The organism is Streptomyces sp. NPDC048192, from assembly GCF_043202415.1.
Classification (GTDB): domain Bacteria; phylum Actinomycetota; class Actinomycetes; order Streptomycetales; family Streptomycetaceae; genus Streptomyces.
In genome coordinates this window covers 147,636-173,260 of sequence record NZ_JBIDAL010000001.1, presented here as the reverse complement: position 1 = coordinate 173,260, position 25,625 = coordinate 147,636, and the positions used below count along the sequence as shown (strand labels likewise).

The 25,625-nt window shown below is 73.6% G+C and carries 21 protein-coding genes; 12 read left to right on the top strand and 9 right to left on the bottom strand.

Annotated elements, in window-relative coordinates; translation table 11 throughout:
- The first annotated feature begins 220 nt into the window (after window positions 1-220).
- The 5 genes from ACGFZN_RS00750 to ACGFZN_RS00730 all read left to right on the top strand — a co-directional run bounded on the left by ACGFZN_RS00750 (window position 221) and on the right by ACGFZN_RS00730 (window position 6,643).
- On the top strand, window positions 221-2,257 hold the full coding sequence (locus ACGFZN_RS00750) for a bifunctional aldolase/short-chain dehydrogenase (protein ID WP_393856278.1): 2,037 nt from the start codon (window positions 221-223) through the stop codon (window positions 2,255-2,257).
- An 8-nt stretch (window positions 2,258-2,265) separates the two neighbouring features.
- Window positions 2,266-3,702, top strand: coding sequence for a rhamnulokinase family protein (locus ACGFZN_RS00745; RefSeq protein ID WP_393856277.1), 1,437 nt, complete (start codon window positions 2,266-2,268; stop codon window positions 3,700-3,702).
- A gap of 72 nt (window positions 3,703-3,774) precedes the next feature.
- A complete protein-coding gene (locus ACGFZN_RS00740) occupies window positions 3,775-4,530 on the top strand; it encodes a (Fe-S)-binding protein (protein ID WP_393856276.1) in 756 nt (251 codons plus the stop codon).
- The gene (locus tag ACGFZN_RS00735; RefSeq protein WP_393856275.1) at window positions 4,527-6,005 is read left to right on the top strand and encodes a LutB/LldF family L-lactate oxidation iron-sulfur protein; all 1,479 of its coding nucleotides are present in this window, start codon (window positions 4,527-4,529) and stop codon (window positions 6,003-6,005) included. Before ACGFZN_RS00740 ends, ACGFZN_RS00735 begins: the two co-directional genes overlap by 4 nt.
- Window positions 6,002-6,643: a lactate utilization protein C gene (locus ACGFZN_RS00730; RefSeq protein ID WP_393856274.1), complete on the top strand. Its 642-nt coding sequence runs from the start codon at window positions 6,002-6,004 to the stop codon at window positions 6,641-6,643. Before ACGFZN_RS00735 ends, ACGFZN_RS00730 begins: the two co-directional genes overlap by 4 nt.
- A gap of 114 nt (window positions 6,644-6,757) precedes the next feature.
- On the opposite strand, the gene ACGFZN_RS00725 is transcribed toward ACGFZN_RS00730, so the two are convergent.
- Window positions 6,758-7,330 carry a TetR/AcrR family transcriptional regulator gene (locus ACGFZN_RS00725; RefSeq protein ID WP_393856273.1) on the bottom strand — a complete coding sequence of 191 codons (573 nt, stop codon included), beginning with the start codon at window positions 7,328-7,330 and terminating at the stop codon, window positions 6,758-6,760.
- A 170-nt stretch (window positions 7,331-7,500) separates the two neighbouring features.
- On the opposite strand from ACGFZN_RS00725, the gene ACGFZN_RS00720 reads away from it, so the two are divergent.
- Window positions 7,501-8,358, top strand: a complete 858-nt coding sequence (locus ACGFZN_RS00720) for an AAA family ATPase (protein WP_393856655.1) — start codon at window positions 7,501-7,503, stop codon at window positions 8,356-8,358.
- On the top strand, window positions 8,355-9,707 hold the full coding sequence (locus ACGFZN_RS00715; RefSeq protein ID WP_393856272.1) for a VWA domain-containing protein: 1,353 nt from the start codon (window positions 8,355-8,357) through the stop codon (window positions 9,705-9,707). Before ACGFZN_RS00720 ends, ACGFZN_RS00715 begins: the two co-directional genes overlap by 4 nt.
- Before the next feature lie 18 nt (window positions 9,708-9,725).
- Here ACGFZN_RS00715 and ACGFZN_RS00710 read toward each other — a convergent pair whose 3' ends face one another.
- Window positions 9,726-10,082 (bottom strand): cupin domain-containing protein, encoded by a 357-nt coding sequence (locus ACGFZN_RS00710; RefSeq protein WP_393856271.1) that lies wholly within the window; start codon window positions 10,080-10,082, stop codon window positions 9,726-9,728.
- Window positions 10,083-10,288: 206 nt separating this feature from the next.
- Here ACGFZN_RS00710 and ACGFZN_RS00705 point away from each other — a divergent pair, with 206 nt between their 5' ends.
- The 4 genes from ACGFZN_RS00705 (at window position 10,289) to ACGFZN_RS00690 (ending at window position 12,911) form a co-directional block, all read left to right on the top strand.
- Window positions 10,289-10,705, top strand: coding sequence for a hypothetical protein (locus ACGFZN_RS00705; RefSeq protein ID WP_393856270.1), 417 nt, complete (start codon window positions 10,289-10,291; stop codon window positions 10,703-10,705).
- Between the two features lie 73 nt (window positions 10,706-10,778).
- Window positions 10,779-11,468: an RNA polymerase sigma factor gene (locus tag ACGFZN_RS00700; RefSeq protein WP_393856269.1), complete on the top strand. Its 690-nt coding sequence runs from the start codon at window positions 10,779-10,781 to the stop codon at window positions 11,466-11,468.
- On the top strand, window positions 11,465-11,809 hold the full coding sequence (locus ACGFZN_RS00695; protein WP_393856268.1) for a hypothetical protein: 345 nt from the start codon (window positions 11,465-11,467) through the stop codon (window positions 11,807-11,809). The genes ACGFZN_RS00700 and ACGFZN_RS00695 overlap by 4 nt, the downstream gene beginning before the upstream one ends.
- A 136-nt stretch (window positions 11,810-11,945) precedes the next feature.
- On the top strand, window positions 11,946-12,911 hold the full coding sequence (locus ACGFZN_RS00690; RefSeq protein WP_393856267.1) for a pirin family protein: 966 nt from the start codon (window positions 11,946-11,948) through the stop codon (window positions 12,909-12,911).
- Window positions 12,912-12,924: 13 nt separating this feature from the next.
- Here the strand turns inward: ACGFZN_RS00690 and ACGFZN_RS00685 are convergent, their stop codons facing one another.
- Both ACGFZN_RS00685 and ACGFZN_RS00680 read right to left on the bottom strand, forming a co-directional pair.
- A complete protein-coding gene (locus ACGFZN_RS00685) occupies window positions 12,925-13,431 on the bottom strand; it encodes an SRPBCC family protein (RefSeq protein ID WP_393856266.1) in 507 nt (168 codons plus the stop codon).
- 43 nt (window positions 13,432-13,474) lie between these two features.
- Window positions 13,475-14,083: a DJ-1/PfpI family protein gene (locus tag ACGFZN_RS00680; RefSeq protein ID WP_393856265.1), complete on the bottom strand. Its 609-nt coding sequence runs from the start codon at window positions 14,081-14,083 to the stop codon at window positions 13,475-13,477.
- Between the two features lie 188 nt (window positions 14,084-14,271).
- Between ACGFZN_RS00680 and ACGFZN_RS00675 the strand changes: the two genes are divergently transcribed.
- Window positions 14,272-16,329, top strand: coding sequence for a SpoIIE family protein phosphatase (locus ACGFZN_RS00675; RefSeq protein WP_393856264.1), 2,058 nt, complete (start codon window positions 14,272-14,274; stop codon window positions 16,327-16,329).
- 16 nt (window positions 16,330-16,345) lie between these two features.
- Here ACGFZN_RS00675 and sbnA read toward each other — a convergent pair whose 3' ends face one another.
- Genes sbnA through ACGFZN_RS00650 form a run of 5 tightly spaced genes read right to left on the bottom strand, consistent with a single transcriptional unit; the run spans window position 16,346 to window position 25,326 of the window.
- Window positions 16,346-17,317, bottom strand: coding sequence for a 2,3-diaminopropionate biosynthesis protein SbnA (gene sbnA, locus ACGFZN_RS00670; RefSeq protein ID WP_393856263.1), 972 nt, complete (start codon window positions 17,315-17,317; stop codon window positions 16,346-16,348).
- Between the two features lie 36 nt (window positions 17,318-17,353).
- Window positions 17,354-18,421 carry a 2,3-diaminopropionate biosynthesis protein SbnB gene (gene sbnB / locus ACGFZN_RS00665; protein ID WP_393856262.1) on the bottom strand — a complete coding sequence of 356 codons (1,068 nt, stop codon included), beginning with the start codon at window positions 18,419-18,421 and terminating at the stop codon, window positions 17,354-17,356.
- A complete protein-coding gene (locus tag ACGFZN_RS00660) occupies window positions 18,418-19,422 on the bottom strand; it encodes a TauD/TfdA family dioxygenase (protein ID WP_393856261.1) in 1,005 nt (334 codons plus the stop codon). Before ACGFZN_RS00660 ends, sbnB begins: the two co-directional genes overlap by 4 nt.
- Window positions 19,423-19,463: 41 nt before the next feature.
- The gene (locus ACGFZN_RS00655) at window positions 19,464-22,715 is read right to left on the bottom strand and encodes an amino acid adenylation domain-containing protein (RefSeq protein WP_393856260.1); all 3,252 of its coding nucleotides are present in this window, start codon (window positions 22,713-22,715) and stop codon (window positions 19,464-19,466) included.
- 13 nt (window positions 22,716-22,728) lie between these two features.
- On the bottom strand, window positions 22,729-25,326 hold the full coding sequence (locus tag ACGFZN_RS00650) for a Pls/PosA family non-ribosomal peptide synthetase (protein WP_393856259.1): 2,598 nt from the start codon (window positions 25,324-25,326) through the stop codon (window positions 22,729-22,731).
- Between the last annotated feature and the right edge of the window lie 299 nt (window positions 25,327-25,625).

The following is a 25,625-nucleotide window of genomic DNA, read 5'->3' as shown; positions in this document are numbered from 1 at the left end:
ACTGCCGACATGTCGTGAATCGATTCACGCCGCCAAGCCCCGATCGCCATCCGGCACCCTCAAAGCCCCCCGGAAGACCCCGGAAGACCCCGGAAGAAGACCCCACCCCTCCCCCACCCCCAAAGCCACCCCCTCCCACACCTTGACGGCCCCACATCCCGCCCATTAGGTTCCTGAAACGATTCAACCTCGACCGACGACACGAGGAAGAGAACCGCTCATGGCACCCCACCCCCAAGCCGCCGCCCTGCTGGCCCGGTCTCATCGGCTCGGCTCCGATCCCCGTAACACCAACTACGCCGGGGGCAACGCCTCGGCGAAGGGCACCGGCACCGACCCGGTGACCGGCGGCGACGTCGAGCTGATGTGGGTGAAGGGGTCCGGTGGCGATCTCGGGACGCTCACCGAGGCCGGGCTCGCCGTGCTGCGGCTGGACCGGCTGCGCGCGCTGAAGGGGGTGTACCCCGGCGTCGAGCGCGAGGACGAGATGGTCGCGGCCTTCGACTACTGCCTGCACGGCAAGGGCGGGGCGGCCCCTTCCATCGACACGGCCATGCACGGGCTCGTCGACGCGGCGCACGTCGACCACCTCCACCCCGACTCCGGCATCGCGCTGGCCTGCGCCGCCGACGGGGAGAAGCTGACCGCCGAGTGCTTCGGCGACACGGTGGTGTGGGTGCCGTGGCGCCGGCCGGGGTTCCAGCTCGGTCTGGACATCGCGGCGGTCAAGGAGGCCAACCCGCAGGCCATCGGGTGTGTTCTGGGCGGCCACGGCATCACGGCCTGGGGCGAGACCTCCGAGGAGTGCGAGCGCAACTCGCTGCACATCATCCGCACCGCCGAGGCGTTCCTCGCCGAGCGGGGGAAGCCGGAGCCCTTCGGGCCGGTGATCGAGGGGTACGAGGCCCTTCCCGAGGCCGAGCGGCGGGAGCGGGCCGCGGCCCTCGCGCCGTACGTCCGGGCCCTCGCCTCCCATGACAAGCCGCAGGTCGGGCACTTCACCGACACCGTCGTCGTCCTGGACTTCCTGGCCCGCGCCGAGCACCCGCGGCTCGCCGCGCTGGGCACGTCCTGCCCGGACCACTTCCTGCGCACGAAGGTACGGCCGCTGGTGCTGGACCTGCCGCCGACCGCTCCGCTGGAGCAGGCCGCGGCCCGGCTGAAGGAGCTGCACGCCGCCTACCGCGAGGAGTACGCCGCCTACTACGAACGGCACGCGACCGCGGACTCCCCCGCCATGCGCGGCGCCGACCCGGCGATCGTCCTGGTCCCGGGCGTGGGCATGTTCAGCTTCGGCAGGGACAAGCAGACGGCGCGCGTGGCCGGCGAGTTCTACGTCAACGCCGTCAACGTCATGCGCGGCGCGGAAGCGGTGTCGACGTACGCGCCGATCGAGGAGGCGGAGAAGTTCCGCATCGAGTACTGGGCGCTGGAGGAGGCCAAGCTCCAGCGGATGCCGAAGCCGAAGCCGCTGGCGACCCGGGTGGCTCTGGTGACGGGGGCCGGCAGCGGGATCGGCAGGGCGATCGCGCGCCGGCTGGCCGCCGAGGGCGCCTGTGTGGTGGTCGCGGACCTCGACGGCGAGAAGGCCTCTGAAGTCGCCGAGGAGCTGGGCCCCGACAAGGCGGTGGCGGTGACCGTCGACGTCACCTCCGAGGAGCAGATCGCCGAGGCCTTCAAGGCGGCCGTGCTCGCCTTCGGCGGCGTCGACCTGGTCGTCAACAACGCGGGCATCTCCATCTCCAAGCCGCTGCTGGAGACGTCGGCGCGCGACTGGGACCTGCAGCACGACATCATGGCCCGGGGTTCCTTCCTGGTCTCGCGGGAGGCGGCGCGGGTGATGATCGCCCAGGGGCTGGGCGGTGACATCGTGTACATCGCGTCCAAGAACGCCGTCTTCGCCGGGCCCAACAACATCGCCTACTCCGCGACCAAGGCCGACCAGGCCCACCAGGTACGGCTGCTGGCGGCCGAGTTGGGTGAGCACGGCATCCGGGTCAACGGGGTCAACCCCGACGGTGTGGTGCGCGGCTCGGGGATCTTCGCGGGCGGCTGGGGTGCGCAGCGGGCGGCGGTGTACGGGGTACCGGAGGAGAAGCTGGGCGAGTTCTACGCCCAGCGGACGATCCTGAAGCGGGAGGTGCTGCCGGAGCACGTGGCCAACGCGGTGTTCGCCCTGACGGGCGGCGAACTGACCCACACCACCGGGCTGCACGTCCCGGTCGACGCCGGCGTCGTGGCCGCCTTCCTGCGGTGAGCGGGCCCGTGAGGTCGTACGCCGCGGTCGATCTGGGCGCCTCCAGCGGGCGGGTGATGGTCGGCCGGGTGGGCCCGGACGCGCTGGAGCTGAGCGAGGCGCACCGGTTCCCCAACCGGCCGGTGCGGCTCGCGGAGGGGCTGCGCTGGGACATCCTCGGGCTGTACCGCGGTGTGCTGGACGGGCTGCGGGCGGCGGGCCGGGTGGACTCCGTCGGCATCGACAGCTGGGCGGTGGACTACGGTCTGCTGGACGCCGACGGGGCCCTGCTGGGCAACCCGGTGCACTACCGCGACGCCCGCACCGAGGGGATCGCGGAGAAGGTGGGGGCGAGCGTGCCCGCCGAGGAGCTGTACGCGGCCACCGGGCTGCAGTACGCCCCGTTCAACACCCTGTACCAGCTGGCGGCCGCCCGCTCCACCGCCCAGTTCGCGCAGGCCCGGCGGCTGTTGCTGGTCCCGGACCTGATCTCGTACTGGCTCACCGGCGAGCAGGGCACCGAGCTGACCAACGCCTCCACCACCCAGCTGATCGATCCCCGGACGCGGACGTGGTCGTACGACGTCGCCGGCCGGCTCGGCATCGATCTGGGGCTGTTCGCGCCGCTGCGGCAGCCCGGCGACCCGGCGGGCGTGCTGCGGCCGGAGGTGCTGGAGGAGACCGGGCTGACCGGTCCCGTGCCGGTGACGGCGGTCGGCTCGCACGACACCGCCTCGGCGGTGGCCGCCGTCCCGGCCACCGGTGAGCGCTTCGCCTACATCTGCACCGGCACCTGGTCGCTGGCGGGTCTGGAGCTGACCGCTCCGGTGCTCACCGAGGAGAGCCGGGCCGCGAACTTCACCAACGAGCTGGGGCTCGACGGCACGGTCCGGTATCTCCGCAACATCATGGGGCTGTGGCTGCTCCAGGAGTGCCAGCGCGCCTGGGGCGAGCCGGACTTGGAGACGCTGCTGCGCGAGGCCGGCGGGGTGCCGGAGCTGCGCTCGGTGGTGGACGCCGGCGACGCGGCCTTCCTGGCGCCGGGGCGGATGCCGGAGCGGATCGCCGAGGCGTGCCGGGCGTCGGGGCAGCCGGTTCCGGTGACGCGGGCGGAGGTCACCCGGTGCATCCTGGACTCCCTCGCCCTCGCCCACCGGCGGGCCGTCGAGGACGCGCAGCGGCTCGCCGGCCATGTGGTGGACGTGGTGTACGTCGTCGGCGGCGGCACCCGCAACGCGCTGCTGTGCCAGCTGACCGCCGACGCCTGCGGGCTGCCCGTGGTCGCCGGCGCCACGGAGGCGGCGGCGCTGGGCAACGTGCTGGTCCAGGCCCGCGCCCACGGGCTGGTCGGCGACCTGCCCGCGATGCGCGCCCTGCTGGCCCGCACCCAGCCGCTGACCCGGTACACGCCGCGCGGCGACGCGGCGCGCTGGCGGGCGGCCGAGGCACGGCTCGCCGCTCGGTGAGCGGCGCTCTCCCTTCGGCGGTGCCCGCCGACTACCCTGCACTCGTCCGATGACCGATTACGAGGAGCCGCGATGCGTGTCGCCCTGTTCCTGACCTGTGTCAACGACACGCTCTATCCGGACACCGGCCGTGCCGTGGTGAAACTGCTGACCAGACTGGGTGTGGACGTCGACTTCCCGATGGGTCAGAGCTGCTGCGGGCAGGCGCACTACAACACCGGTTACCGGCACGAGGCCGAGCCGCTGGCCCGGCACTTCTCCGATGTCTTCGGCGGCTACGAGGCGATCGTGACCCCGTCCGGGTCGTGCGGGGCGATGGTGCGGGAGCTGTATCCGCGCCTGGGCGAGCGGGCGCGCGCGGAGGGGCGCGGGGACTCGCTGGCGCGGACGCTGGCGCCGGTGGTGCCGAAGACGTACGAGCTGACGGAGTTCCTGGTGGACGTCCTCGGTGTGACGGACGTCGGCGCGTACTATCCGCACACGGTCACCTACCATCCGACCTGTCACGGGCTGCGCTCGCTGGGCCTGGGCGACCGGCCCCGGCGGCTGCTGCAGGCGGTGAAGGGCCTGGAGCTGGTGGAGCTGCCGGGCGCCGAGGAGTGCTGCGGCTTCGGCGGCACCTTCGCGGTGAAGAACGCGGAGGTGTCGGCGGCGATGGGCGCGGACAAGGTGCGCAACGCCGTCTCGACGGGCGCCGAGGTGCTGTGCGCGGCCGACAACTCGTGCCTGATGCACATCAGGGGCACCATGAGCCGGCTCAAGGCGGGGATGCGGCCGGTGCACATCGCGGAGATCCTGGCGAGCACGGAGGAGGAACCGGCGGTATGAGCGGAACGTTCGTCGGCATGCCGGCCTTCCCGAAGGCCGCGCACGACGCCGTCCACAACCCCACCCTGCGCGGCAATCTGCGGCACGCGACGCACACCATCCGCGCCAAGCGGGCCCGCGCGGTCGCCGAGCTGGACGACTGGGCGGCGCTGCGCGAGGCGGGCCGCCTGATCAAGGACCACACGCTACGCCGTCTCGACCGGTATCTGGAGCAGTTGGAGGAGTCGGTCACGGCGGCGGGCGGTACGGTCCACTGGGCGGCGGACGCCGAGGAGGCCAACCGGATCGTGGCCGGTCTGGTGAAGGCGACCGGCGAGTCGGAGGTCGTCAAGGTCAAGTCGATGGCGACGCAGGAGATCGGGCTCAACGAGGCCCTGGAGGCGGAGGGCATCCGCGCCTACGAGACCGATCTCGCCGAGCTGATCGTGCAGTTGGGCAAGGACCGGCCCTCGCACATCCTGGTGCCGGCCATCCACCGCAACCGGGGTGAGATCCGGGACATCTTCCGCTCGGAGATGGGCGAGTGGGGACGCCCGGCTCCCGAGGGCCTGACCGACACGCCGGCCGAACTCGCCGAGGCCGCCCGGCTGCACCTGCGGGAGAAGTTCCTGCGCGCGAAGGTGGGGATCTCCGGCGCCAACTTCATGGTCGCCGAGACCGGCACCCTGGTCGTCGTCGAGTCCGAGGGCAACGGCCGGATGTGCCTGACCCTGCCGGAGACGCTGATCTCGGTCGTGGGCATCGAGAAGGTGGTGCCCACGTGGCGGGACCTGGAGGTGTTCCTGCAGACCCTGCCCCGCTCCTCCACCGCCGAGCGCATGAACCCGTACACGAGCATGTGGACCGGCACCACGGACGAGGACGGCCCCCGCGCCTTCCACCTCGTGCTGCTCGACAACGGCCGCACCGACACCCTCGCCGACACCGTCGGCCGCCAGGCGCTGCGCTGCATCCGCTGCTCGGCCTGCCTGAACGTCTGCCCGGTGTACGAGCGGGCGGGCGGCCACGCCTACGGCTCGGTGTACCCCGGGCCGATCGGCGCCATCCTCAGCCCGCAACTGCGGGGCACGGCGAGCGAGATCGACGCCTCGCTGCCGTACGCGTCGAGTCTGTGCGGCGCCTGCTACGAGGTGTGCCCGGTCGCCATCGACATCCCCGAGGTGCTGGTGCATCTGCGGGAGCGGGTCGTGCAGGGCGGTCCGGCGGTGCGGCAGGGCAACAAGGTCGTGCTGAAGCCCGCCAAGGGGCACGCGGCGGAGCGGGCGGCCATGCGCGCGGCGCGCTGGGCCTTCGTCCACCCCGCAGCCCTGCGCACCGGCCAGCGGCTCGCCTCCCGCACCCGCCGGCTGCACCCCCGTACTCTGCCGGGCCCGGGTCGCGCCTGGACCGGGACCCGGGACCTGCCGGCCGTGCCGGCGGAGCCCTTCCGCGACTGGTGGCAGCGCACGCGCGGCGGAAAGGACGGCGCCAAGTGAGCAGCAGGGAAAGGATCCTGGGCCGGGTACGGCGGGCGCTCGCCGACGTGCCCGCGGACGAGCGGCCGTACGAGGAGGCCGTCGTCCGGGACTATCTGCGCGAGCACGGGACGCGGACCACCGAGGAGACGGTGGAGCTGCTGGCCGGGAACCTGGCGGACTACCGGGCGATCGTGCACCGCGCCGACGCCGGATCGGTCGCGGACCTCGTCCGGCGGCTGCTGGCCGAGCACGGCGCGCGGCAGGTGCTGGTGCCGCCCGGGCTGCCGGGACCGTGGCTGGCCGCCGCGGACGTGGCGCGGATCGAGGACCGTCCGGACAGCACACCGCAGGAGCTGGACCGGGTGGACAGCGTGGTGACCGGCTGCGCGGTGGCGATCGCCGAGACCGGCACGATCGTCCTGGACGGCTCCCCCGACCAGGGCCGGCGCCGCATCTCGCTCGTCCCGGACCACCACATCTGCGTCGTCCGCGTCCCGGACCAGGTGGTCTCCTCGGTCCCGCAGGCCCTCGAACGCCTCGATCCCGCCCGCCCGTCGACGTGGATCTCCGGCCCGTCGGCCACCAGCGACATCGAACTGGACCGGGTGGAGGGCGTGCACGGCCCGCGCACCCTGGAAGTGATCCTGCTCGGCTGACGCAACGCTCCGCACACCGCCGTGTCACCGAGCGGACCCGGGAAGGCCTCGCGGGGCGGCCCCGCGCCGGCCCACCCCGGGCGCGTCGGGCGCGGCCCGGATCTCTTGGCGGCGCTACCGCATCCCGGCCGCGTCCAGCAGCGCCGTCACCGTCGCCGTCGCCAGGCCGTCGTCCAGGCGTTCCACTCCGGCGCCGGCCCGGGCGCTGGCGCCGTCGAAGACCAGCAGGAGCTGCCGGGCGAGGAACCCGGGGTCGCGGGCGCCGCCGCGTTCGGCCTCGGCGCGGAAGGCCTCGGTCAGCCGTTCCTTGACGCCGCGGGCGACCCGGGTCGCCGGGTGTTCGGGGTTCTTGAGCTCCACGAGAACGGCGAGGTAGGGGCAGCCGTGGTAGTCGGCGTCCAGGGACGCCTGCTCCAGGCGCCGGAAGACGTGCAGGATGCGCTCGCGCGGGGTGGCGGACTCGGGGTCGGGGTGCGCGAGCCGGGCCTCGTAACCGGGGATGCGCCGCTCCAGGCTCGCGGCCAGCATCGCGTCCTTGCTGTCGAAGAGCTGGTACATCGACCGCTTGGAGACGCCCGCCTCCCGGCACAGCGCCTCGATGCCGACGGAGACCCCGTCGCGGTAGGAGAGCCGGGCCGCGGCGTCGAGCAGCCGCTCGCGCGGGGACATGGTGTCGCTGGAGACCATGGAGCGAGGTTAACGGGACCCGGGGACGAAAGAAAACCGATCGGTGTATGCGGCACGCCCCCTCCGGCCGCGGGGGCGGGCGGCCCGCCACCGGGAACCACGTGACAGACGAGCTGAACAAGCGCTTAGATAGGAGCCGGCACAGCAATCTCGACCCGCCGGAGGCCCCGTTGTTCACGTCCGTCGACGACGTCGCCGCCCGCCTCGCCGAGACGGGCTACCTCGCCTCGCCCGCCGTCGCCACGACCGTTTTCCTCGCCGGCCGGCTGGGCAAGCCGCTGCTCGTCGAGGGCCCGGCCGGGGTCGGCAAGACCGAGCTGGCGAAGGCCGTCGCCCAGGTCGCCGGGGCCCGCCTGGTCCGGCTGCAGTGCTACGAGGGCGTGGACGAGTCCCGGGCGCTGTACGAGTGGAACCACGCCAAGCAGCTGCTGCGCATCAGCGCGGGCCGCGACGAGAGCTGGGACGAGACCCGCACCGACATCTTCAGCGAGGAGTTCCTGCTGCCCCGCCCGCTGCTCACCGCCATCCGCGGCGACGAGCCGACGGTGCTGCTGATCGACGAGACGGACAAGGCCGACGTCGAGATGGAGGGCCTGCTGCTGGAGGTGCTCAGCGACTTCCAGATCACGGTCCCGGAGCTGGGCACGGTCACCGCGACCCGCCGCCCGTTCGTCGTCCTGACCTCCAACGCCGGCCGGGAGCTGTCCGAGGCGCTGCGCCGCCGCTGCCTGTTCCTGCACATCGGCTTCCCCGACGAGGAGCTGGAACGGCGGATCGTACGGCTGAAGGTGCCGGGCCTCGGCGCGGCGCTGGCCGAGTCGGTGGTGCGGGTCGTCGGGGCGCTGCGCGCCATGGACCTGCGCAAGGCGCCGTCCGTCGCCGAGACCGTCGACTGGGCGCGCACCCTGCTGGAGCTGGGCGCGGGCACTCTGGACGAGACGGTCGTACGGGACACCCTCGGCGTGATCCTCAAGCACCAGGACGACATCCAGAAGGCGGCGGCGAAGCTCGACCTGGACGCGCTGTGACCGAGCTCGCCGAGCGGATCACCGGGCTGGTCGCGGCGCTGCGCGCGCACGGCGTGCCGATCGGCACCGGCGAGACGGTGGACGCGGCCCGCGCGGTGGAGGCGCTGGGGCTCACGGACCGCGAGCGCCTGCGGGAGGGGCTGGCCGCCACCCTGCTGCACGGGCCGGGGCAGCGGGCGGTGTTCGACCCGGTCTTCGACCTGTACTTCCCGCGCGGCGTCGGGGGCCCGGACGGCGGCCCCGGGAACCGGGACGAGCTGCGCGACCGGCTCGCGAAGGCCCTGGCCGCCGACGACCGGGCGCTGATGGCCCGGTTGGCGGTGGAGGCGGTCGACGGCTTCGGCGGCTACGGCGGGTCGTCCGGCTCGGACGGCTTCTCGGCGTACCAGACGCTCGAACAGCTGCGCCCGCAGACCCTGCTGGCCCGGGTACGGGCCGATGTCCGGGGCGGGCGGGGCAGCGGTGCGGGGTTCGCCGACCGGCTGCTGGACGACGAGATCCGGCGCCGGATCGAGGAGTTCCGGCGGATGGTCGGGGCGGAGGCGCGGCGCCGGGTCGCCGAGCGGCGCGGGCGGGAGGAGATCGCCCGGCGCGGGGTCGTGCCGACCGCGGACCGGGTGAACTTCCTGTACGCCAACCGCACGCAACTGGCCGAGCTGCGCAGGACCGTCCAGCCGCTCGCGCGCAAGCTGGCCACCCGGCTCGCCGCGCGCCGGCGCCGGGCCGCCCGCGGCACCATCGACCTGCGCCGCACCCTGCGCTCCTCGCTGTCCACGGGCGGGGTGCCCATGCGGCCGGTGCTGCGCCGACGCCGCCCGGTGCGCCCCGAACTGGTGCTGCTGTGCGACGTGTCCGGCTCGGTGTCCGGCTTCTCGGACTTCACGATGCTCCTGGTCCAGGCGCTGCACGACCAGTTCGGCAAGGTCCGGGTGTTCGCCTTCGTCAACCGGCTGGACGAGGTGACCGCGCTGCTCGACCATGGCCGCGCCGACCCGGAGGGCCTCGGCGCCCGCATCCACGCCGAGGCCACGCTCACCGGCTGGCACGGCAGCAGCGACTACGGCATGGCGCTGGGCGAGTTCGCCGAGCGGTACGGCGACGCGGTGGGCCCGCGCACCACCGTGTTCGTCCTCGGTGACGCCCGGACGAACATGAGCGACCCGAACCTGGCCGCCGTGCGGGAGATCGCCGGACGGGCCCGGCGCGTGTACTGGCTGAACCCCGAGCCGCGCGCCCAGTGGGGCACCGGCGACTCGGCCGCGCCCGCGTACGCCGGCCTGGTCGAGATGCATGAGTGCCGTACGGCCCGTCAGCTCGGCGCACTCATAGCCCGGCTGCTGCCGGTGTGACCGGCCGGTCCCGCGCTGTCAGCCCTTCGCGTACTCGTTGGCCATGGTCCCGGCGAAGTCGAACACCACGACCTGCTCGTCGCCCACCACCCAGGCGTCGTGGCCGGGCGTGCAGACGAACACGTCACCGGGGCCGACCTCGGACTCGCCGCCGTCGTCCATGCGGATGCGCATGCGGCCCCGGACCACATAGCCGTTGTGGTGGACCATGCAGCTCTCGGTGCCCGCGAGCGGGGCCACGGACTCGGACCAGCGCCAGCCGGGTTCGAAGGTGGCCACGGCGAAATCCAGTCCGCTCAGGTGGAGGGCTTCGATGCGGCCGCGGGGGAAGTCGCGCCGTTCGTCCGGCTTCTCGACCGTCTTCACTTCCAGCATGACGGCGTCCTCCCTTCCGGCCGCTGACGGCAGCCGTACCCCTTGCTTCCATGGTCGGCCGGGGTTCCGGGGGGCGCCATCCGGGTGTGAGGCGCCCTCGGAAAAATTCTCGGGCGGCCCTGCAACCTCGGCCGGGGTCGGACGTCTGTCCGGGTGGAGGCCTCCACTTCGACCCGATGTCCGACTCCGAACGACCGAAGGAACTCATGTCCGCACACCGTCTGTCCCAGCCCAGCCGTGCCCGCAGGCTGCGTGCCGCCCTGGGGGTCTCCGCCGTGGGCGCGGCCCTGGCCGTCGCCGGCACCATCACGGCCCAGGCGGCCCAGGCAGGCAGCCACGCCACCCCCTCGCCGGCGCCCTCCCCGGCCCGCACCGCCACCCCGTCGCCCGTCCCGTCACCGGCCCGCACCGCCACCCCGTCGCCCGTCCCGTCACCGGCCCGTACGGCGACGCCGTCGCCCGCGCCGGCCAGCGCGACCCCGGTGCCGCGGCCGACGACCGCGACCCCGAGCCCCGTACCGTCCGTACCCGCACACGCCACCCCCAGCCCCGTACCGTCCGTGCCCGCACACGCCGGCCGGCCGGGCCTGCCGACGCCGGTTCCGCAGCACCGCCGAGGCTGAGCAGCACGACCTGTGAAGGCGCCGGGAGCGGGGCCGCCGTCCGGCGGCGGCCGCTTCCGGCCCCGGGAGACCCATGACGACAGCCACACCACCGGCGGCGGCCCTGCCCTGGGACCCCGCACCCGGCGTGCCGCGACGCCCCGCGCCCTGGCGGCGGCTCGGGCGGGCGCTGCGCACCCGTGTCCTCGCCCGCACCGGTACCGGCGCCCCGGCGGACCCGGCGTCCCCCGGCACCGGCTCCGACACGGCTCCGGTCGCCCGCTCCGGCCGCGAACAGCCGCCCGGGATCGAGGAGTTGTACCACCACCGCCGGCTCGCCCTGGTCCGGCTCGCGGTGCTGCTCGTGGACGATCTGCCGACGGCGGAGGACGTCGTCCAGGACGCCTTCACCGCGCTCTTCCGCCGCCACGGGCACCGGCTCGGCTCGCTCGACGACCCGGAGGCGTATCTGAGGACCAGTGTCGTCAACGCGGCCCGCTCGGTGCTGCGCCGGCGCCGGACCGTGCGGGCGCACACCCCCGCCGCCGAGCAGCACGCGCCCGCCCCGGAGGAGGACGTGCTGCTGCACGAGGACCACCGCGAGGTGCTGGCGGCGCTGCGCACGCTGACCCGGCGGCAGCGGGAGGTGCTGGTGCTGCGGTACTGGTCGCATCTGAGCGAGGCGGAGATCGCCGCGACGCTCGGGCTGTCGCGGGGTGCCGTGAAGTCCACGGCCAGCCGGGCCCTGGACGCCCTCGGCCGACGTCTGGAGGGACTGCGATGAGCCTGTCCGGTCACGACACCGCCCGGCCGGCGGTCGAGGAGCGGCTCCGGGCCGCCCTGGCCGCGCGAGCGCACTCCGTCGGCCCGGCCGACCTGCGGCCCCTGCGCCCGCCGACGGCCGCCGTGCGGCCCCGGCGGGTGGTGCGGCTGCGCCGGGCGGTGGTGGGCGCGCTGGCGCTGGCCGCGGTGGCCGCGCTGGTGTTCCTCGCGGTACGCGGCGGCCCGTCCCGCCCCACCGAGCCGGCCCGCCCCCCGCACCCGACGACGGGCACTCCGACCCCGGTCCCGAGCCCGGCCACCCCCACCACGGCCGTGCCGTCCGCCGGCGCCACCCACCCGTGACACGGCCACGCTCCCCGGTCACTCCCCGCCCCTGACCGACCTGATCGGGCCCGACCGAGCCAGACCGAGCCCGACCGTGGAAAATCCGTGGTCCCGCACGCACCGCCACGGCAGCCGCGCCGCTAAGTTGGACGCCATGAGCAATCTTGACCGCGCGCCCGTGCCCGGCCTCTGCGGCGGCCGCGGATTCGTGGTGGCCGAGCCCGTACGCGAGCTGCTGAGCCCCCGACAGGTGAAGCTGGGCGAGTCGACCGAGGTGCGGCGGCTGCTGCCGAACCTCGGCCGCCGCATGATCGGCGCGTGGGCCTTCGTCGACCACTACGGCCCGGACGACATCGCCGACGAACCCGGCATGCAGGTCCCGCCGCACCCGCACATCGGGTTGCAGACGGTCAGCTGGCTGCACGAGGGCGAGGTGCTGCACCGCGACTCGACGGGCAGCCTGCAGACGATCCGGCCCCGGCAGCTGGGCCTGATGACCTCGGGCCGCGGCATCAGCCACTCCGAGGAGAGCCCCCGTCCGCACGCCCGCTTCCTGCACGGGGCCCAGCTGTGGGTCGCCCTGCCCGACGGACACCGCCACACCGAACCGAAGTTCGAGTACCACCCGGACCTGCCCACCGTCACCGCGCCCGGCCTGACCGCCACGGTGATCCTCGGCGACCTCGACGGCTCCGCCTCGCCCGGTACGGCGTACACCCCGATCGTCGGCGCGGACCTCGCCCTCGCCCGCGGCGCCGACGTACGCCTGCCCCTGGAGCCCGACTTCGAGTACGGCGTCCTCGCCATGTCCGGCGAGGTCCACGTCGACGGCGTGCCCGTACTGCCGGGCTCGATGCTCTACCTCGGCTGCGGCCGCTCCGAGCTCCCGCTGCGCGCGGAGTCGGACGCCGGGATCATGCTCCTGGGCGGCGAACCGTTCGCGGAGGAGCTGATCATGTGGTGGAACTTCGTGGGACGCACGCAGGACGACATCGAACAGGCCCGGCGGGACTGGATGAACGGCTCGCGGTTCGGGGAGGTCAAGGGCTACGACGGCGATCCGCTGCCCGCGCCGGAACTGCCGCCGGTACCGCTGAAGGCACGGGGCCGGGTGCGCTGAGCCGCCCGACCGCCTACGGCGCAGGGGGAACGGTGTGCCGGCCGGCGGGCGGCGCTGCCGGCCCCCCGCCTCCTCCCAGGCGGCCCGCCAGGACACGGGCCCGGGCCCGCTGGACCGCTCCCGCCTGTGAGGCGGCGAAGCGCAGCAGGCCCGGCGGCGTCCGCAGGCGCAGGATGTCGGTGACGACGCTGCCGGCCTCGTCGCGGTCGATGGCGAAGCGGTAGCTCATGCGGACCCGGCCGGGGCTGCGGACCTCGCCGGAGACCTCGGCGCAGTGCGGAAGGCCGTCCGCGTCGGCGACCAGCGTGACGTCGATGACGTTGTCGTGCCACGCGACGCCCAGGAAGCGGAAGCGTTCCACCGCCGTGTAGCGCACGGTGTCACCGCTGCGGCGCACGTCGCGGACGGCGACGAGGAGCGGTGACAGGCCTATGTAGTGCGACGGCTCGGCCAGGTGTGCGAAGACGTCCGCCGGCGGCGCGGCGACCTGGTACGTGTGCCTCAGCTCGGTGGACGGCACCCCGGGCTCCTCCTCGGTAGGCGCGGCGGCGGCGGGCGGACCGTCAGTGCAGTGCGGCCTCCCCCGCGCGGACGGCGCCCAGGGCGCGCTCGGCGGTCTCCTCGTTCTCGCCGACCGGACTGACGTAGGCCAGCACCTCGCGCGCGGCGGTCTCGCCGAGCATGCGGGTGATCACCCATGTGGCGAGGTACTGGGAGGCCAGGCAACCGCCCGCCGTGGCGATGTTCCCCTCGGCGTGGAACGGCGCGTCCAGCACGGTGACGCCGCAGGCCTCGACGAAGGGCCGGGTCCTGGTGTCCGTGCAGGCCGGCATGGCGTCCAGCAGGCCCAGCCGGGCGAGCACCAGGGCTCCGGAGCACTGCGCGCCGATCAGCTGCCGCGCGGGGTCGAGCCGCAGCTCGGAGAGGAGCCGGTCGTCGGCGACCACGTCCCGTGTCCGCACGCCGCTGCCGATCAGCACCGCGTCGGCCTCGGTCACGAACTCCATCGGGCGCTGCCGGGTCACCTCGACGCCGTTCATCGACCTGATCACCGGCGTCGGGGTGGTGATGAAGGCCTCCAGACCGTCCTTGCGGCACCGGTTGACGAGCGCGGAGGCGATGAAGCTGTCGAGTTCGTTGAACCCGTCGAAGGTGACCACGGCTACCTGCATCGCAACTCCTCGGAACGGCATCGGGCCGCCAGTGTCTCGCGGGACACCGCCCCGCGGGGAGGGCCGGCCGGCGATCCGTGACACACACGGCCGGCACACACCGCCGCCGCGGCGTTGCGCCAGGTCGCGCGGGCGAGGGAGCGGCACGCGGGAGCCGGGGGCAGGCTGGAAGGTGGAGGTGGGTTGCCGTGGCGGAGAACGAACCCCTCTCACCCGTCGAGGACGCGGCGCTGGTGGACGCCCTGTTCCGTCCGTCCCCTGCCGGCCGGCTGGTCCTCGACAGGCGGCTGCGGGTCCTGCGGAGCAGTCTCACCGGCCCCGCCCGGTACGACGCCGGGCAGATCGCCGGCAAGCGCCTCACGGACGTGTACGCGATGTCCGCGCCCGCCGAGGTGGAGGCCATGCTGTACGGCGTGCTGGAGACCGGTTCGTCCGCACCGGGACGGCTGGTTCGGGTCCGCCCGGACGGCACGTCCGGCTCGGAGCGCCTGTTCTCCGTCTCCGCCACCCGCCTGACAGACCGTCAGGGGGCGGTCGGCGGGCTGCTGGTGGAGATGGCCGACGTCACCGACTGCGCGCAGCTCACCGCCCGCCTGCGCCTCCTGGGCTCGGTGTGCAAGCACGTGGGACAGACCCTCGACCTGGTGGTCACCTGCGAGGAACTGGTGCGGGAGGTGGTGCCCGGGCTGGCGGACGTCGCCGTGGTGGACGTGGTGGACGCCGTGGCCCGCGGCGAGGATCCGCCGCCCAGCCCCCTGGCGCGGGGGGTGCCCCTGCGCCGTATCGCCTTCGGGCGCAGCGGCGGGGAGGAGCAGCTGGGGGCGCATCCGGTGGGTGATGTGCGCGCTCTCGCGGCCACGACGCCGTACGCCCAGACGCTGGCCGATCTCAGGCCCCGCCTGGTCTGTCTCGACGCCGACACGCCCTGGCTGGCGGCAGACCCGCCGCGCGGGGCGGCGATCCGGGCCTCCGGCGCCCGCAGTCTCATCACCGCGCCGCTGACCCTGCGCGGGACCGTGCTGGGGCTGCTGAGCCTGTACCGCACCGGACGGGCGGACCGCCACGACGAGAGCGATGTCGCCCTGGCCATGGCGGTGGCCGCCCACACCGCGCTGTGCATCGACAACGCCCGCCGCTACACCCGCGAACACACCATCGCCCTGACCATTCAGCGCGATGTGCTGCTGCCCTGCCCCGCCAAGGGGTCGAGCCTCGAGACCGCGGCCCTGCGCATGCCGTCCCCGACGGGCGGGGGAGGCGGGTTCGACACCTTCGCGCTGCCCGGCGCCCGCACCGCGCTGGTGATCGGCGAGGTCGACGGGCGGGGCATCCGGGCGGCCACCACCCTGGGGCAGATTCGGACCGCCACCCACTCCCTGGCCGCGTTCGACCTGGAACCCGACGAACTGCTCGCCCGCCTCAACGACACCGCCCTCGGCCTGGCCCGGGAACGCGCGGCGCTGCCGTCCGGCGTGCGCTCGCCGCTCACGGGAAGCTCGGCCTACGCGGTCTACGACCCCCTCGCCCAGACCTGCGCCATCGCCCTGGCCGGGCATCCCCCGCCGGTCATCGCCCATCCCGACGGCACGACCGAGATCCCCGACCTGCCCGCCGGGCCCCCGCTGGGCAGTGCCGAGGGTCCCCCCTTCGCCGCCGCCACCTTCCCGGTCGCCGACGGCAGCGTCCTCGCCTTCTACACCTCCTCCCTCCTGCGCGCCGTCCCGTCCTCCGACACCCTGCGCCGGGTGCTGGCGGAGCCCGGCCGGCCGCTGCAGGACCTGTGCGACGAGGTGCTGTACCGGCTGCGCGACGACGGCGACCACGGGGACGTCTTCCTCCTCCTCGCCCGCACCCACGCCTTCCCCGCCGACCAGGTCGCCGCATGGCAGCTCGACCACGACCCGAGGGCCGCCGCCGTGGCGCGCGCCCACGCCCGGCGGCAGCTCGGCCGTTGGGGCGTGGACGCGGAGACCGCCTTCACCACCGAGACCATCGTCAGCGAGCTGGTGACCAACGCGGTCCGCTACGGCGCCCCGCCGCTGCGGTTGCGGCTCCTCAAGGACCGCTCCCTGACCTGCGAGGTGCACGACAGCCTCGCCGTCGCGCCGCGGCTGCGGCACGCGAAGACCGCCGACGAAGGCGGGCGCGGGCTGTTCATCATCGCCCAGCTCGCGCAGAACTGGGGTGTGCGCTACACCCTCGACGGCAAGACCGTCTGGGCCGAGCAGCCCCTTCCGGCCCGGTGAGCGCGCGGCGCGCCCGTCACCGCCCGGTCTCCACGGAGTCGAGCAGCTCACCGCCGTACAGGTCCTGCAGCCAGTTGGTCTGGTAGACGGTGTCGAGGTAGCGCTCGCCGAGGTCGGGGGCGATGGCCACGGCGGTGACGGGGCTGCCCTCGTGCCGCGCCAGCCAGTTGGTCGCCGCGCTGACCACCGTTCCGGTGGAGCCGCCGAACAGGAAGCCGCGCCGGGCCAGGCGGTGGCACATGCGGATGGTGTCCGTCTCCTCCACCCGGATCACCTCGTCCACGCAGGACTCGTCGAGCAGCGGCGGGCGCATGCTCATGCCGAGGCCCGGGATCATCCGGCGGCCCGGCTCGCCGCCGAAGGCCACCGACCCCACGCTGTCCACGGCGACGATCCGCACCGGCCGGTGCCACCGCCGGAAGTAGCGTGCGCAGCCCATCAGGGTCCCGGTCGTGCCCGCGCCGACGAAGAGGACGTCCAGCTCCGGGAACTGGCGCGCGATCTCCGGGCCCGTGGTGCGGTAGTGCGCCCTCCAGTTGCCCTCGTTGGTGTACTGGCTGAGCCAGACGTACCGGTCGTCGGAGGCGCACAGGGCGCGGACGTACTCGATGCGGGCGCCGAGGAACCCGCCGTTGGAGTCCTGGTCGGCGACGATGTGCACCTCGTTGCCGAGCGCCTCCATCAGCAGGCGGGTGGACAGGTTGCAGCGGGAGTCCGTCACGCACAGGAACCGGTAGCCCTTGCTCGCGGCGATCATGCCGAGCGCGACGCCGAGGTTCCCGGAGGACGACTCGACGAGGACGGAGTCCGGCGCCAGGACTCCGTCCCGTTCGGCGCTCTCCACCATCTCCTTGGCGGCCTTCAGCTTGATGGAGCCGGCGAAGTTGAAGGCCTCGCACTTCAGATAGAGCGGGTATCCGCAGACCGACTCCAGATCGACGAAGAGATCGCCCTGGTTGAAGTCGTACGGAGCCGAGACGACAGGCACGGCGGACCTCCTGGTGCCCGGCCGAGGACGGCGGCCTCAGCCGTAGCGGCGAAGTTCGTGGAAGAAGTCATCGATGACACGCAGGCCGCCCGCCCGGGACACCTCGTCGTAGACGTAGCGGCCGACGGCCAGGTCGAGGACGCCGAGCCCGAACGGCGAGAAGACCACCGGCCGGTCGGCCGGGGGGGCGACGCGTCCGGCCATGACGTCGCTGAGCGTCCCGGTCAGGAAGCCGCGGTTGCCGGTGAGCTGTTCGGCCAGGTGGGGTGAGGTGTCGGCCTTCAGGCAGTGCTCGACGTCGTCGACGAAGTTGGCCGCGCCGAGCAGGATCTCGGGGGCGAGGTCGCGCAGGGACACGTGCAGGACGAGCGGGTTGTGGCCGAACCATGCCGGGTCGGTGACGTGGGGCCGGGCGGCGACGGTGGCGAAGACGACGAGGTCACTGGAGCGGACCAGGTCCTCGGCGCGGTCGTGGACGGTGACCGGTGCGGTGGTGCCGGCCTGGCTCAGGTAGCCGCGGAAGCCGGCGGCGCTGTCGGCGGACACGTCGTGCACGCCGACCGCTTCGAAGGACCAGCCGGTGCCGGTGAGGAAGGTGTGGATGTAGCGGGCGATCAGGCCCGTGCCGAAGAATCCGACGCGGGTGGGGCGGGGCCGGCCGCGGCTGAGCCGGTCGGCGGCGAGCGCCGCGGAGGCGGCGGTCCTGGTGGCGCTGATGATCGAGCTTTCCAGGCAGGCGAACGGGTAGCCGGTGTCGTGGTCGTTGAGGATCAGCACCGCGGAGGCGCGCGGCAGACCGGCGCTCACGTTCTGCGGGAAACTGGAGATCCACTTCAGGCCGTCCACGCGGTCCGGCCCGCCGAGGGAGGCCGGCAGGGCGATGATCCGGGCCGTGGGGCGGTCGGGGAAGCGGAGGAAGTACGACGGCGGGTTGACGGTGTCCCCGGCGTCGTGCAGCCGGTAGGCGGCCTCGACCAGTTCCACGATCTGCCGCTCGCGTCCGCTCAGGGCGCGCTGCACCTGCTCGCCGCCGATCACGGCGAACGCCGGCACGGGTGCGGGTCCGGGCGTGGCCGGGGTGGCGGCCGGCAGTACGTCGGTCATCGCTCGCTCGCCTCCGGGTTCGCCGTGTGGCCGGCCGGGCGCACGGGCTCGGCCATGCCCACCAGGACCTGCCGGTCGCCGGTGAAGGCCTCCCGGCTGTGGGCGGTGCGGATGTTGTCCACGAGCAGCAGGTCGCCGGCCTGCCAGGGCGCCCGCCGGGTCTGCGCGTCGTAGGCGGCGTTGATCAGCTGGACGACGTCCTCGCCGATGGGACTGCCGTCGCCGTAGCGGGTGTTGAAGGGCAGTCCGTCCGCGCCGTAGACGTCCACCAGGTACTCGCGTACCTCCGGGGCGAGAGTCCACTCGTTGAGGAAGGCGATCTGGTTGAACCAGCAGCGCCGGCCGGTGTGCGGGTGCCGGACGACGGCGCTGCGGCGCTGCTCGGTGCGCAGGGTGCCGTCGGGCTGCCAGACGGCGTCGATGGCGTGGGCCCGGCAGTAGCGCTCGATCTCGGCGCGGTCGGCGGTGCCGAACGACTCCGTGAGGCTCGCCCCGATCTCGTCGTTGTAGGTGCGGGTCAGGATCCAGCCCTCCCGCTCGAACCGTTCGGTGAGCGCGGTGGGCAGCGCCCGCAGGACTTCCTCGGCGTCGGCCACCGCCGTCGCCCCGCCCTGCGCGGGCGCGGTGAGGCAGGCGAACAGCATCAGGCCGGGCACCTCGAGCAGGTAGCTCAGCTCGTGGTGCATGCACATCGGCTGGTTGGCGGGCCAGGTCGTGGACGTGTAGACGCCGGGAAGGCGGGCCTCGCGGGGGGCGAAGGCCTCCCGCTCCGTCATCAGACCGCCGGACAGCCGCGCGAAGACGGCTCCGACCTGGTCGGCGTCCCGCAGCCCGAGGCCGCGGACCAGCACCGCGCCGTGCTCGGCGACCTGTGCGCGCAGCGGTTCGCGGTACTCCGCCGCCCAGCTCGGGGCGTCGTCGAGGGGGTCGACGTGCAGCAGCGCCGGGCTGTCCGGCCGCAGCTCCACATCGAGCGCGGCTGCCGGCGAGGAGAAGGGCATCTGGGGTTCCTTTCGGTGGACCGCCCGGGGATGCGACGGGCTCAGGAGGAGGCGAGGGGTACGACGGTCTTCAGCACGGCCTGGGCCGCGTCGGCGGGACGGGTGCGCAGGAAGTAGTGGCCGCCGTCGGCGAGTTCGTGCAGATCGACGTGTTCGGCCAGCAGCAGCCAGTCCCGGTGCCGTTCGGCGTGGCCGGCGGTGTGCGGGTCGTCGGCGGCGACGACCACGGTGACCGGCGCGGACAGTTTCTCCGGCGGCGGCGCCTGGAGGGCCTGCCGGAAGTAGCGGTGTGCGGACAGGCAGTCGTGCCGGTAGGCCGCGGCGATGTGTGCGGCGTGCCGCTCGTTCAGTTCGGCCAGTTCGGCGTAGCCGGCGTCCCGGGACAGCCGCCGTGCGATCTCGGCGTCGTCGAGGTGCGTCAGTTCCTCGACGGCGGCGTGCCGGCCGTCGGCCGTGCCGAGCAGGTGCGCCGCGAGGAACAGGCGCGTCACGCGCACGCCTCGCCGCCCGAGTCTCCTGGCCGTCTCCATCGCCGGTGCGGCGCCCGAGGAATGGCCCCAGAGCATGACCCGGTCCAGGCCGCGGGCGGTGATCTCGGCGGCGACCTGCTCGGCCACCTCCTCGAGCGGCGCGAACGGCTCCGGGTGCTCGGCGAGGTGGTGGCCGGGGAGGTCGACGGCGAGGACGGCCACGCCGGCGGCCGCCAGCGCGCTCGCCATCGGCTGGTAGTTGACCGCGTTGCCGCCCGCGTAGGGGAAGCACACCAGCACGGACCGCGGCGCGCCGCTCGCGCCGGACAGGGGCACCAGCAGCTCCGGGCGTCGCCGGGCCGTGCCGTCGACGAGGGCGGCCAGGTCGGCGAGGACCGGATGGCGGGTGATGTCCTTCAGGGACACCGCGCGGTCGAGGGCGAGGGTGAGCCGGACCGCGGTCAGGGAGGTGCCGCCGCAGTCGAAGAAGTGGGTCGTGCGGCCGATCTGCTGCGCGGGCACTCCGAGCAGCTCGGCCCAGGCCGCGGCCAGCCGCCGCTCGGTCGGGGTGAGCGGGCCGGTGTCGTCCCCCGCCTCCGCGTCCGGTGCGGCTGCCTCGGCCCGTGCGGTCAGGCTCTTGCGGTCGGTTTTGCCGTTGGCGGTCAGCGGCAGGCTCTCCTGCCAGTGGAAGGCCGCCGGGACCATGTAGTCGGGCAGTGTCGCGGCGAGCGCCTCGCGCAGGGCCTCGGGCGGCTGCCGTCGCCCGGTGTACCAGGCGATCAGCTGCTTGCCGCCGCCGGGCCGCTCGGCGACGACCACCGCGCCCTCGCGCACGCCGTCCACGCGCAGCAGCGTGTTCTCGATCTCGCCGATCTCGATCCGGAATCCGCGGATCTTGACCTGGCTGTCCCGGCGGCCCAGGAACTCCAGCTTGCCGCCGGGGTGCCAGCGTCCCCAGTCGCCGCCCAGGTAGAGCCGTTCGCCCGGCCGGTACGGGTCCCTGCGGTAGGCCTCGCGGGTGCGCTCGGGGTCGTTGACGTATCCCCGGCCGACGCAGACGCCGGAGAAAGCGATCAGTCCGGGGGCGCCGAGCGGCACCAGGGACAGGTGCTCGTCCACGACGTAGACGCGGACGTTGTTGACGGGCCGTCCGAGCAGCACCCGCTCGGGCACCTCGGTGAGCAGTTCGTGGTTGGTGTCGTCCGACGTCTCGGTCAGCCCGTAGGCGTTGAGCAGCCCGGTTCCCGGGCGGACGGCGAACCAGCGCTGGACCAGCTCCCGTTTCAGCGCCTCGCCGGTCACCGACACGCACCGCAGGTCCGGCAGGGTGCGCGGGTGCCGCTCCAGATACGAGACGACGACCTCCAGGTAGGAGGGCACGAGCTGCGCCACGGTGACCCGGCCGCGCTCCAGCGTGTCGACGAAGCGCTCCACGTCCGTGATCGCGTCCTGCTCGACCAGCAGGGTCCTCCCGCCGGCCAGCAGCGGGGCCAGCAGCTGCCACAGGGAGATGTCGAAGCACTGCGGGGCCGTCTGCGCCACCACGCATCCCTCGCCGAGCGCCAGGTCGTCGATCTTGGCGTGGAGATGGTTGAGCATGCCCGCGTGCTCGCACATCGCTCCCTTGGGCTCGCCGGTGGAGCCGGACGTGAAGTAGATGTAGGCGAGGTCGCCGGGGTCCACCCGGACGCCGGGGTCGTGGTCGGCGTGCCCTTCGGCGCAGGCGGTGTCGGTGCGCAGTGCCGTGACGTCCGGGAGCGTGGCCAGCGCCTGGTCGAGGCTGCCGGTGCTGCCGCACTCGGTCAGCACCAGCCGGCAGCCCGCCCGGGACAGCGTCGCCGCGATGCGCCCGGCCGGGAAGTGCGGCTCGATGGGCAGGTAGGTGCCGCCCGCCTTGAACACGGCCAGCACCGCGGCGAGCCAGTCGAGGTCGCGTTCGGTGACGACGGCGACCACGTCCTCGCGGCCCAGGCCCCGCGCCAGCAGCGCCCGTGCCAGCCTGTTCGCGCGCCGGTTGAGCTCGTCGTACGTCCATTGCCGCTCGCCGTGCACGGCCGCGACGGCCTGCGGATGCGCCCGTACGCGCTGCTCGAACAGTTCGTGCACCCGGGCGTCCGGCAGCGGCCGGCGGGGCCCGGCCAGGCCTTCCAGCTGCTCCCGCACCTCCTCGACCGGCAGCAGGCTCTGCCGGGTGTGGTCGGCGGCCGGGTCGGCCGTCATCAGCCTGAGCGCCGTGAGGTGGTAGCCGCCGATGCGCGCGGCGGCAGGGGCGTCGAGCACGTCGGTGCGGTGGCGCAGGCGCAGCGTCAGCCGTCCGCCCCGGTCGGACCAGCGCACCTGGAGGTCGCCGTCGTCGGCGTGGCTCTCGTCGGCTCCGAGGGGACCGAACACGACCTCGTACGGCGGCCGGGTCAGGCCCAGTTCGCGCCGCAGCTTCTCCACCGGGAACTCCCGGTGCGCCAGCACCTCCGCCTCGGCGTGCGCGGCGGCGGCCAGCAGGGCGTGCCAGGATCCCGGCGGCACGGTCGCCCGGCACGGCAGCGGCTCACCGCGCACGCCGGTGGTGTAGCCGGTGACCACGTCGGGCTCGCCGGACAGCACGGCCAGCACCTTCAGGTGTGCGGCCAGCATCAGCGCGCTGACCGGCGTTCCCCGGTGCCGGACCAGTTCCCGCACCGCCTGCGCCACCTCGGCCGGCACGGGCATCTCGAGGTCGGCGGCTCCCGCGGCCGGCTCCCGTACCCAGCGGGGCACCGTGGTGACACCGCCGGCGGTGAGTACCCGGCTCCAGAACTCCCGGTCCGCTTCCACGCACGTCTCCATCGAATGGCCTTCCTCAGCTCACGGTCGCCGTGGCGGTGTCGGCGGCCGGGGTCGCCCGGCCGGTTCCGCGGGGCCGGCCGGCGCCCTCCGGCATGTCCACCGCGGGATTGCCGCCCCAGGTCGCGTTCGGGGGGACTTCCTCGCCCTTCATGAGGAAGGAGTCGGGGGCGAGCGCCGAGCCGTCGCCCATGGTCACGCCGTAGTGCACATGGGCGCCGACGCCGAGGGTGCAGCCGGTGCCGAGCGTGGTCCGGTCGGACTTGAAGGTGCCGTCCTCCTGCGAGTGGCACTGGATCTTGCTGCCCGCGTTGAGCGTGCACGCGTCGCCGATGGCGGTGAGGGTCCGCTCGGTCAGATAGCAGCCGTCGTCGAACACCGCGCGGCCGACGCGCACCCCCAGCAGCCGCCAGACCAGGCTCTTGAAGGGAGTTCCGTTGTAGACCTCGAGGAACTGGGTCGGCACCTTCCACAGCCGCTCGTGCCACCAGAAGTACGGGTCGTAGATGGAGCACAGCCGGGGGCGCAGCGGACGGAACGCGGTGATGCAGCGCTCCACAAGGACGAAGTACGCGGTGGAGAAGGCGAGCGTGATCGCCAGGTACCCGGCGATCACCACGTGTCCGGCCACGCCGTACAGGTCCACGGAGGCGAGGCCCAGCAGGGTGAGCGCGAAGGTGTGCAGCCATCGCACGAGCAGCATCAGCAGCATGGAGCGGAGGTTGTGGCGGTTCTTGGCGGCGAGCCGGCGGCGGAACGCGTCACCCGTGCGCAGGTGGTCGAACCGCGCGTCGCGGTCCACCGAGCGGGGGATCTCGAAGCACGGTGAGCCGAGGAGCCCGACGCCTTCGCGGACCTCGCCGTCGAGGGGGATCATCACCTTCGTCGCGAGCAGGCAGTTGTCGCCGGTCCGGCCGCCGGCCGGATAGGCGATGTTGTTGCCCAGGAAGTTGCGCGGACCGATGGAGACCCTGGAGAGCCGGAAGGACGTGCTGGAGTAGTCCGCGTTGACGAGGGAGAGGCCGTCGGCGACCATCGTGCCGCTGCCGACGGAGACCAGCAGCGGCGTCTCGTGCCGCACCTCGGTGCCGAAGTTCGATCCGGTCTGCTCCACCCGCGAGAGGTCGTATCCGATGCCGCGCAGGTACGGCACGATGTAGGAGCTGTCCCCGAAGAGCCAGGCGAAGAACTTCACGTTGGTCATGCGGGCCGTGGCGCGGTGCAGCGCGTAGTGGAGTCCGTAGAGCGGATAGACCCGGCCGGGCCGGACGACCAGGCCGAGCAGGCGCGGGAGGGTGCACAGGGCCAGCAGTCCCAGGGCGGCGCATCCGAAGAACAGCACGAGGGAGAGCACCAGGGCGTCCGTGAGCAGCTGGGACCGGGACAGCGCGGCCGTCTGCGGGTCGAGTCGCCTGCCGATCGCCGGCACCTCGGTGAACAGCAGGTACACCCCGCCGACGACCAACGGGACGTACAGCAGGAAGAGCTGCAGCAGGGTGCCGAGGCCGAACCAGGCCCGGCGCGCGGTGCCGCACCGGGCCGGCGGGACCCTGGCGTAGTCGGTCGGCGTGGGCTCCGCCGGTGATCCGTGCCAGCGCTCGCCGTCCGGGACCGCCTGGCCCCGGTGCAGGGCGGACGCGTGGCCGAGCTGGGCGCCGTCGCCGATCGACGTGTCGATGTCCAGGACGGTCTTCTCGCCGACGAAGACGTCGCGGCCGAGCGTGACCCGGCCGGTCTGGATGCGGCCCGCGTGGGCCCGGTAGCCGAGGAAGAACGAATCCTTGCGGATCACCGTGCCCGCGCCGATCGTCAGCAGGTCGGTGCAGACGGGGACGGTGCGGGACAGGATCGTGACGCCCTTGCCGACGCGCGCGCCGAGTGCCCGCAGATACAGCACGTACAGCGGGGTGCCGGTGAGGAAGAGCATCGGATTGGCGTGCAGCAGCGCCTTGACGAGCCAGAAGCGCAGATACGCCAGGCCCCACACGGGGAACTCCCCCGGTCGCCAGCGGCCGATGAGCAGCCACTTGGCGACGACCGGGAACGCGCACACGGCGACGAACCCGGCGCCTCCGAACACGACCGACCGCAGATAGACGTCGGCCACGCCGGAACCGGTGGCGATCCATTCGTACCCGCTGGCGGTGACGAATCCGGAGACGAGGGAGTAGCCCAGGAAGGCCAGCAACTGGAGGGTCCCGCACAGCAGGTGGGTCCACCGGTTCCCGGCCCGCATCGGCACCGGGACGGTCTCGGGTCCCGGCTCCTCGGGCTCCGACGAAGGCGGCCGGGCCGGCGCCGCGTGGGCGGGGTCCGGGGCGGCGGGGGCGGTGCGTGCGAGAGCCGCGGCCAGGCTCTGGATCGTGGGGTGCCGGTAGATGTCCCGCATGGACGGGGACGGCAGATCGGCCCTCTTCCGTAACCGGGCGCAGAACTGGGCCATGACCAGGGAGTTGGCGCCCAGGTCGGTGAAGAAGTGGCTGTCGACCGGGACGGTCTCGGCGCCCAGCAGAGCGGCCAGCGCCTGGGCGAGCTCCGTCTCGGTCTCCGCCCGGCTCATGGCGGCGGCGGGTTCGTCCGGCTCCGACAGGACCTCGGAGGACTGCTCCGCCATGCGCTCTCCTCTTCGGACGGGGATGTTCCTGATCACGAACCGGCGGATTCAGTTTGTCCGGATGCAGGTGAATATGCCACTTATCACGGTGTGCAACCGCGGGTGCGGACAGCCCGGTTGAGTCACGTTTCCCCTGCACGCGCGCGGGGATCGGGAACCGGGAATCACCTGAACGGCCGTCCCTCGGACGCCTGGACAGACGGCGGGTTCACCGCAGACGGCAGGGCCGGCGGCGGGCTGCGGAGTTGACCTTGCCCCTGGGGGCAAGGTCTACGCTGTCACGGCCTGCCGACCAGCCG

Bases quoted from the DNA above. Each gene is read 5' to 3' on its own strand.
- ACGFZN_RS00750 (WP_393856278.1), top strand. From the start codon at position 221: ATGGCACCCCACCCCCAAGCCGCCGCCCTGCTGGCCCGGTCTCATCGG.
- ACGFZN_RS00740 (WP_393856276.1), top strand. From the start codon at position 3,775: ATGCGTGTCGCCCTGTTCCTGACCTGTGTCAACGACACGCTCTATCCG.
- ACGFZN_RS00735 (WP_393856275.1), top strand. From the start codon at position 4,527: ATGAGCGGAACGTTCGTCGGCATGCCGGCCTTCCCGAAGGCCGCGCAC.
- ACGFZN_RS00725 (WP_393856273.1), bottom strand. From the start codon at position 7,330: ATGGTCTCCAGCGACACCATGTCCCCGCGCGAGCGGCTGCTCGACGCC.
- ACGFZN_RS00710 (WP_393856271.1), bottom strand. From the start codon at position 10,082: ATGCTGGAAGTGAAGACGGTCGAGAAGCCGGACGAACGGCGCGACTTC.
- ACGFZN_RS00705 (WP_393856270.1), top strand. From the start codon at position 10,289: ATGTCCGCACACCGTCTGTCCCAGCCCAGCCGTGCCCGCAGGCTGCGT.
- ACGFZN_RS00700 (WP_393856269.1), top strand. From the start codon at position 10,779: ATGACGACAGCCACACCACCGGCGGCGGCCCTGCCCTGGGACCCCGCA.
- ACGFZN_RS00695 (WP_393856268.1), top strand. From the start codon at position 11,465: ATGAGCCTGTCCGGTCACGACACCGCCCGGCCGGCGGTCGAGGAGCGG.
- ACGFZN_RS00690 (WP_393856267.1), top strand. From the start codon at position 11,946: ATGAGCAATCTTGACCGCGCGCCCGTGCCCGGCCTCTGCGGCGGCCGC.
- ACGFZN_RS00680 (WP_393856265.1), bottom strand. From the start codon at position 14,083: ATGCAGGTAGCCGTGGTCACCTTCGACGGGTTCAACGAACTCGACAGC.
- sbnB (WP_393856262.1), bottom strand. From the start codon at position 18,421: ATGACCGACGTACTGCCGGCCGCCACCCCGGCCACGCCCGGACCCGCA.
- ACGFZN_RS00660 (WP_393856261.1), bottom strand. From the start codon at position 19,422: ATGCCCTTCTCCTCGCCGGCAGCCGCGCTCGATGTGGAGCTGCGGCCG.
- ACGFZN_RS00655 (WP_393856260.1), bottom strand. From the start codon at position 22,715: ATGGAGACGTGCGTGGAAGCGGACCGGGAGTTCTGGAGCCGGGTACTC.
- ACGFZN_RS00650 (WP_393856259.1), bottom strand. From the start codon at position 25,326: ATGGCGGAGCAGTCCTCCGAGGTCCTGTCGGAGCCGGACGAACCCGCC.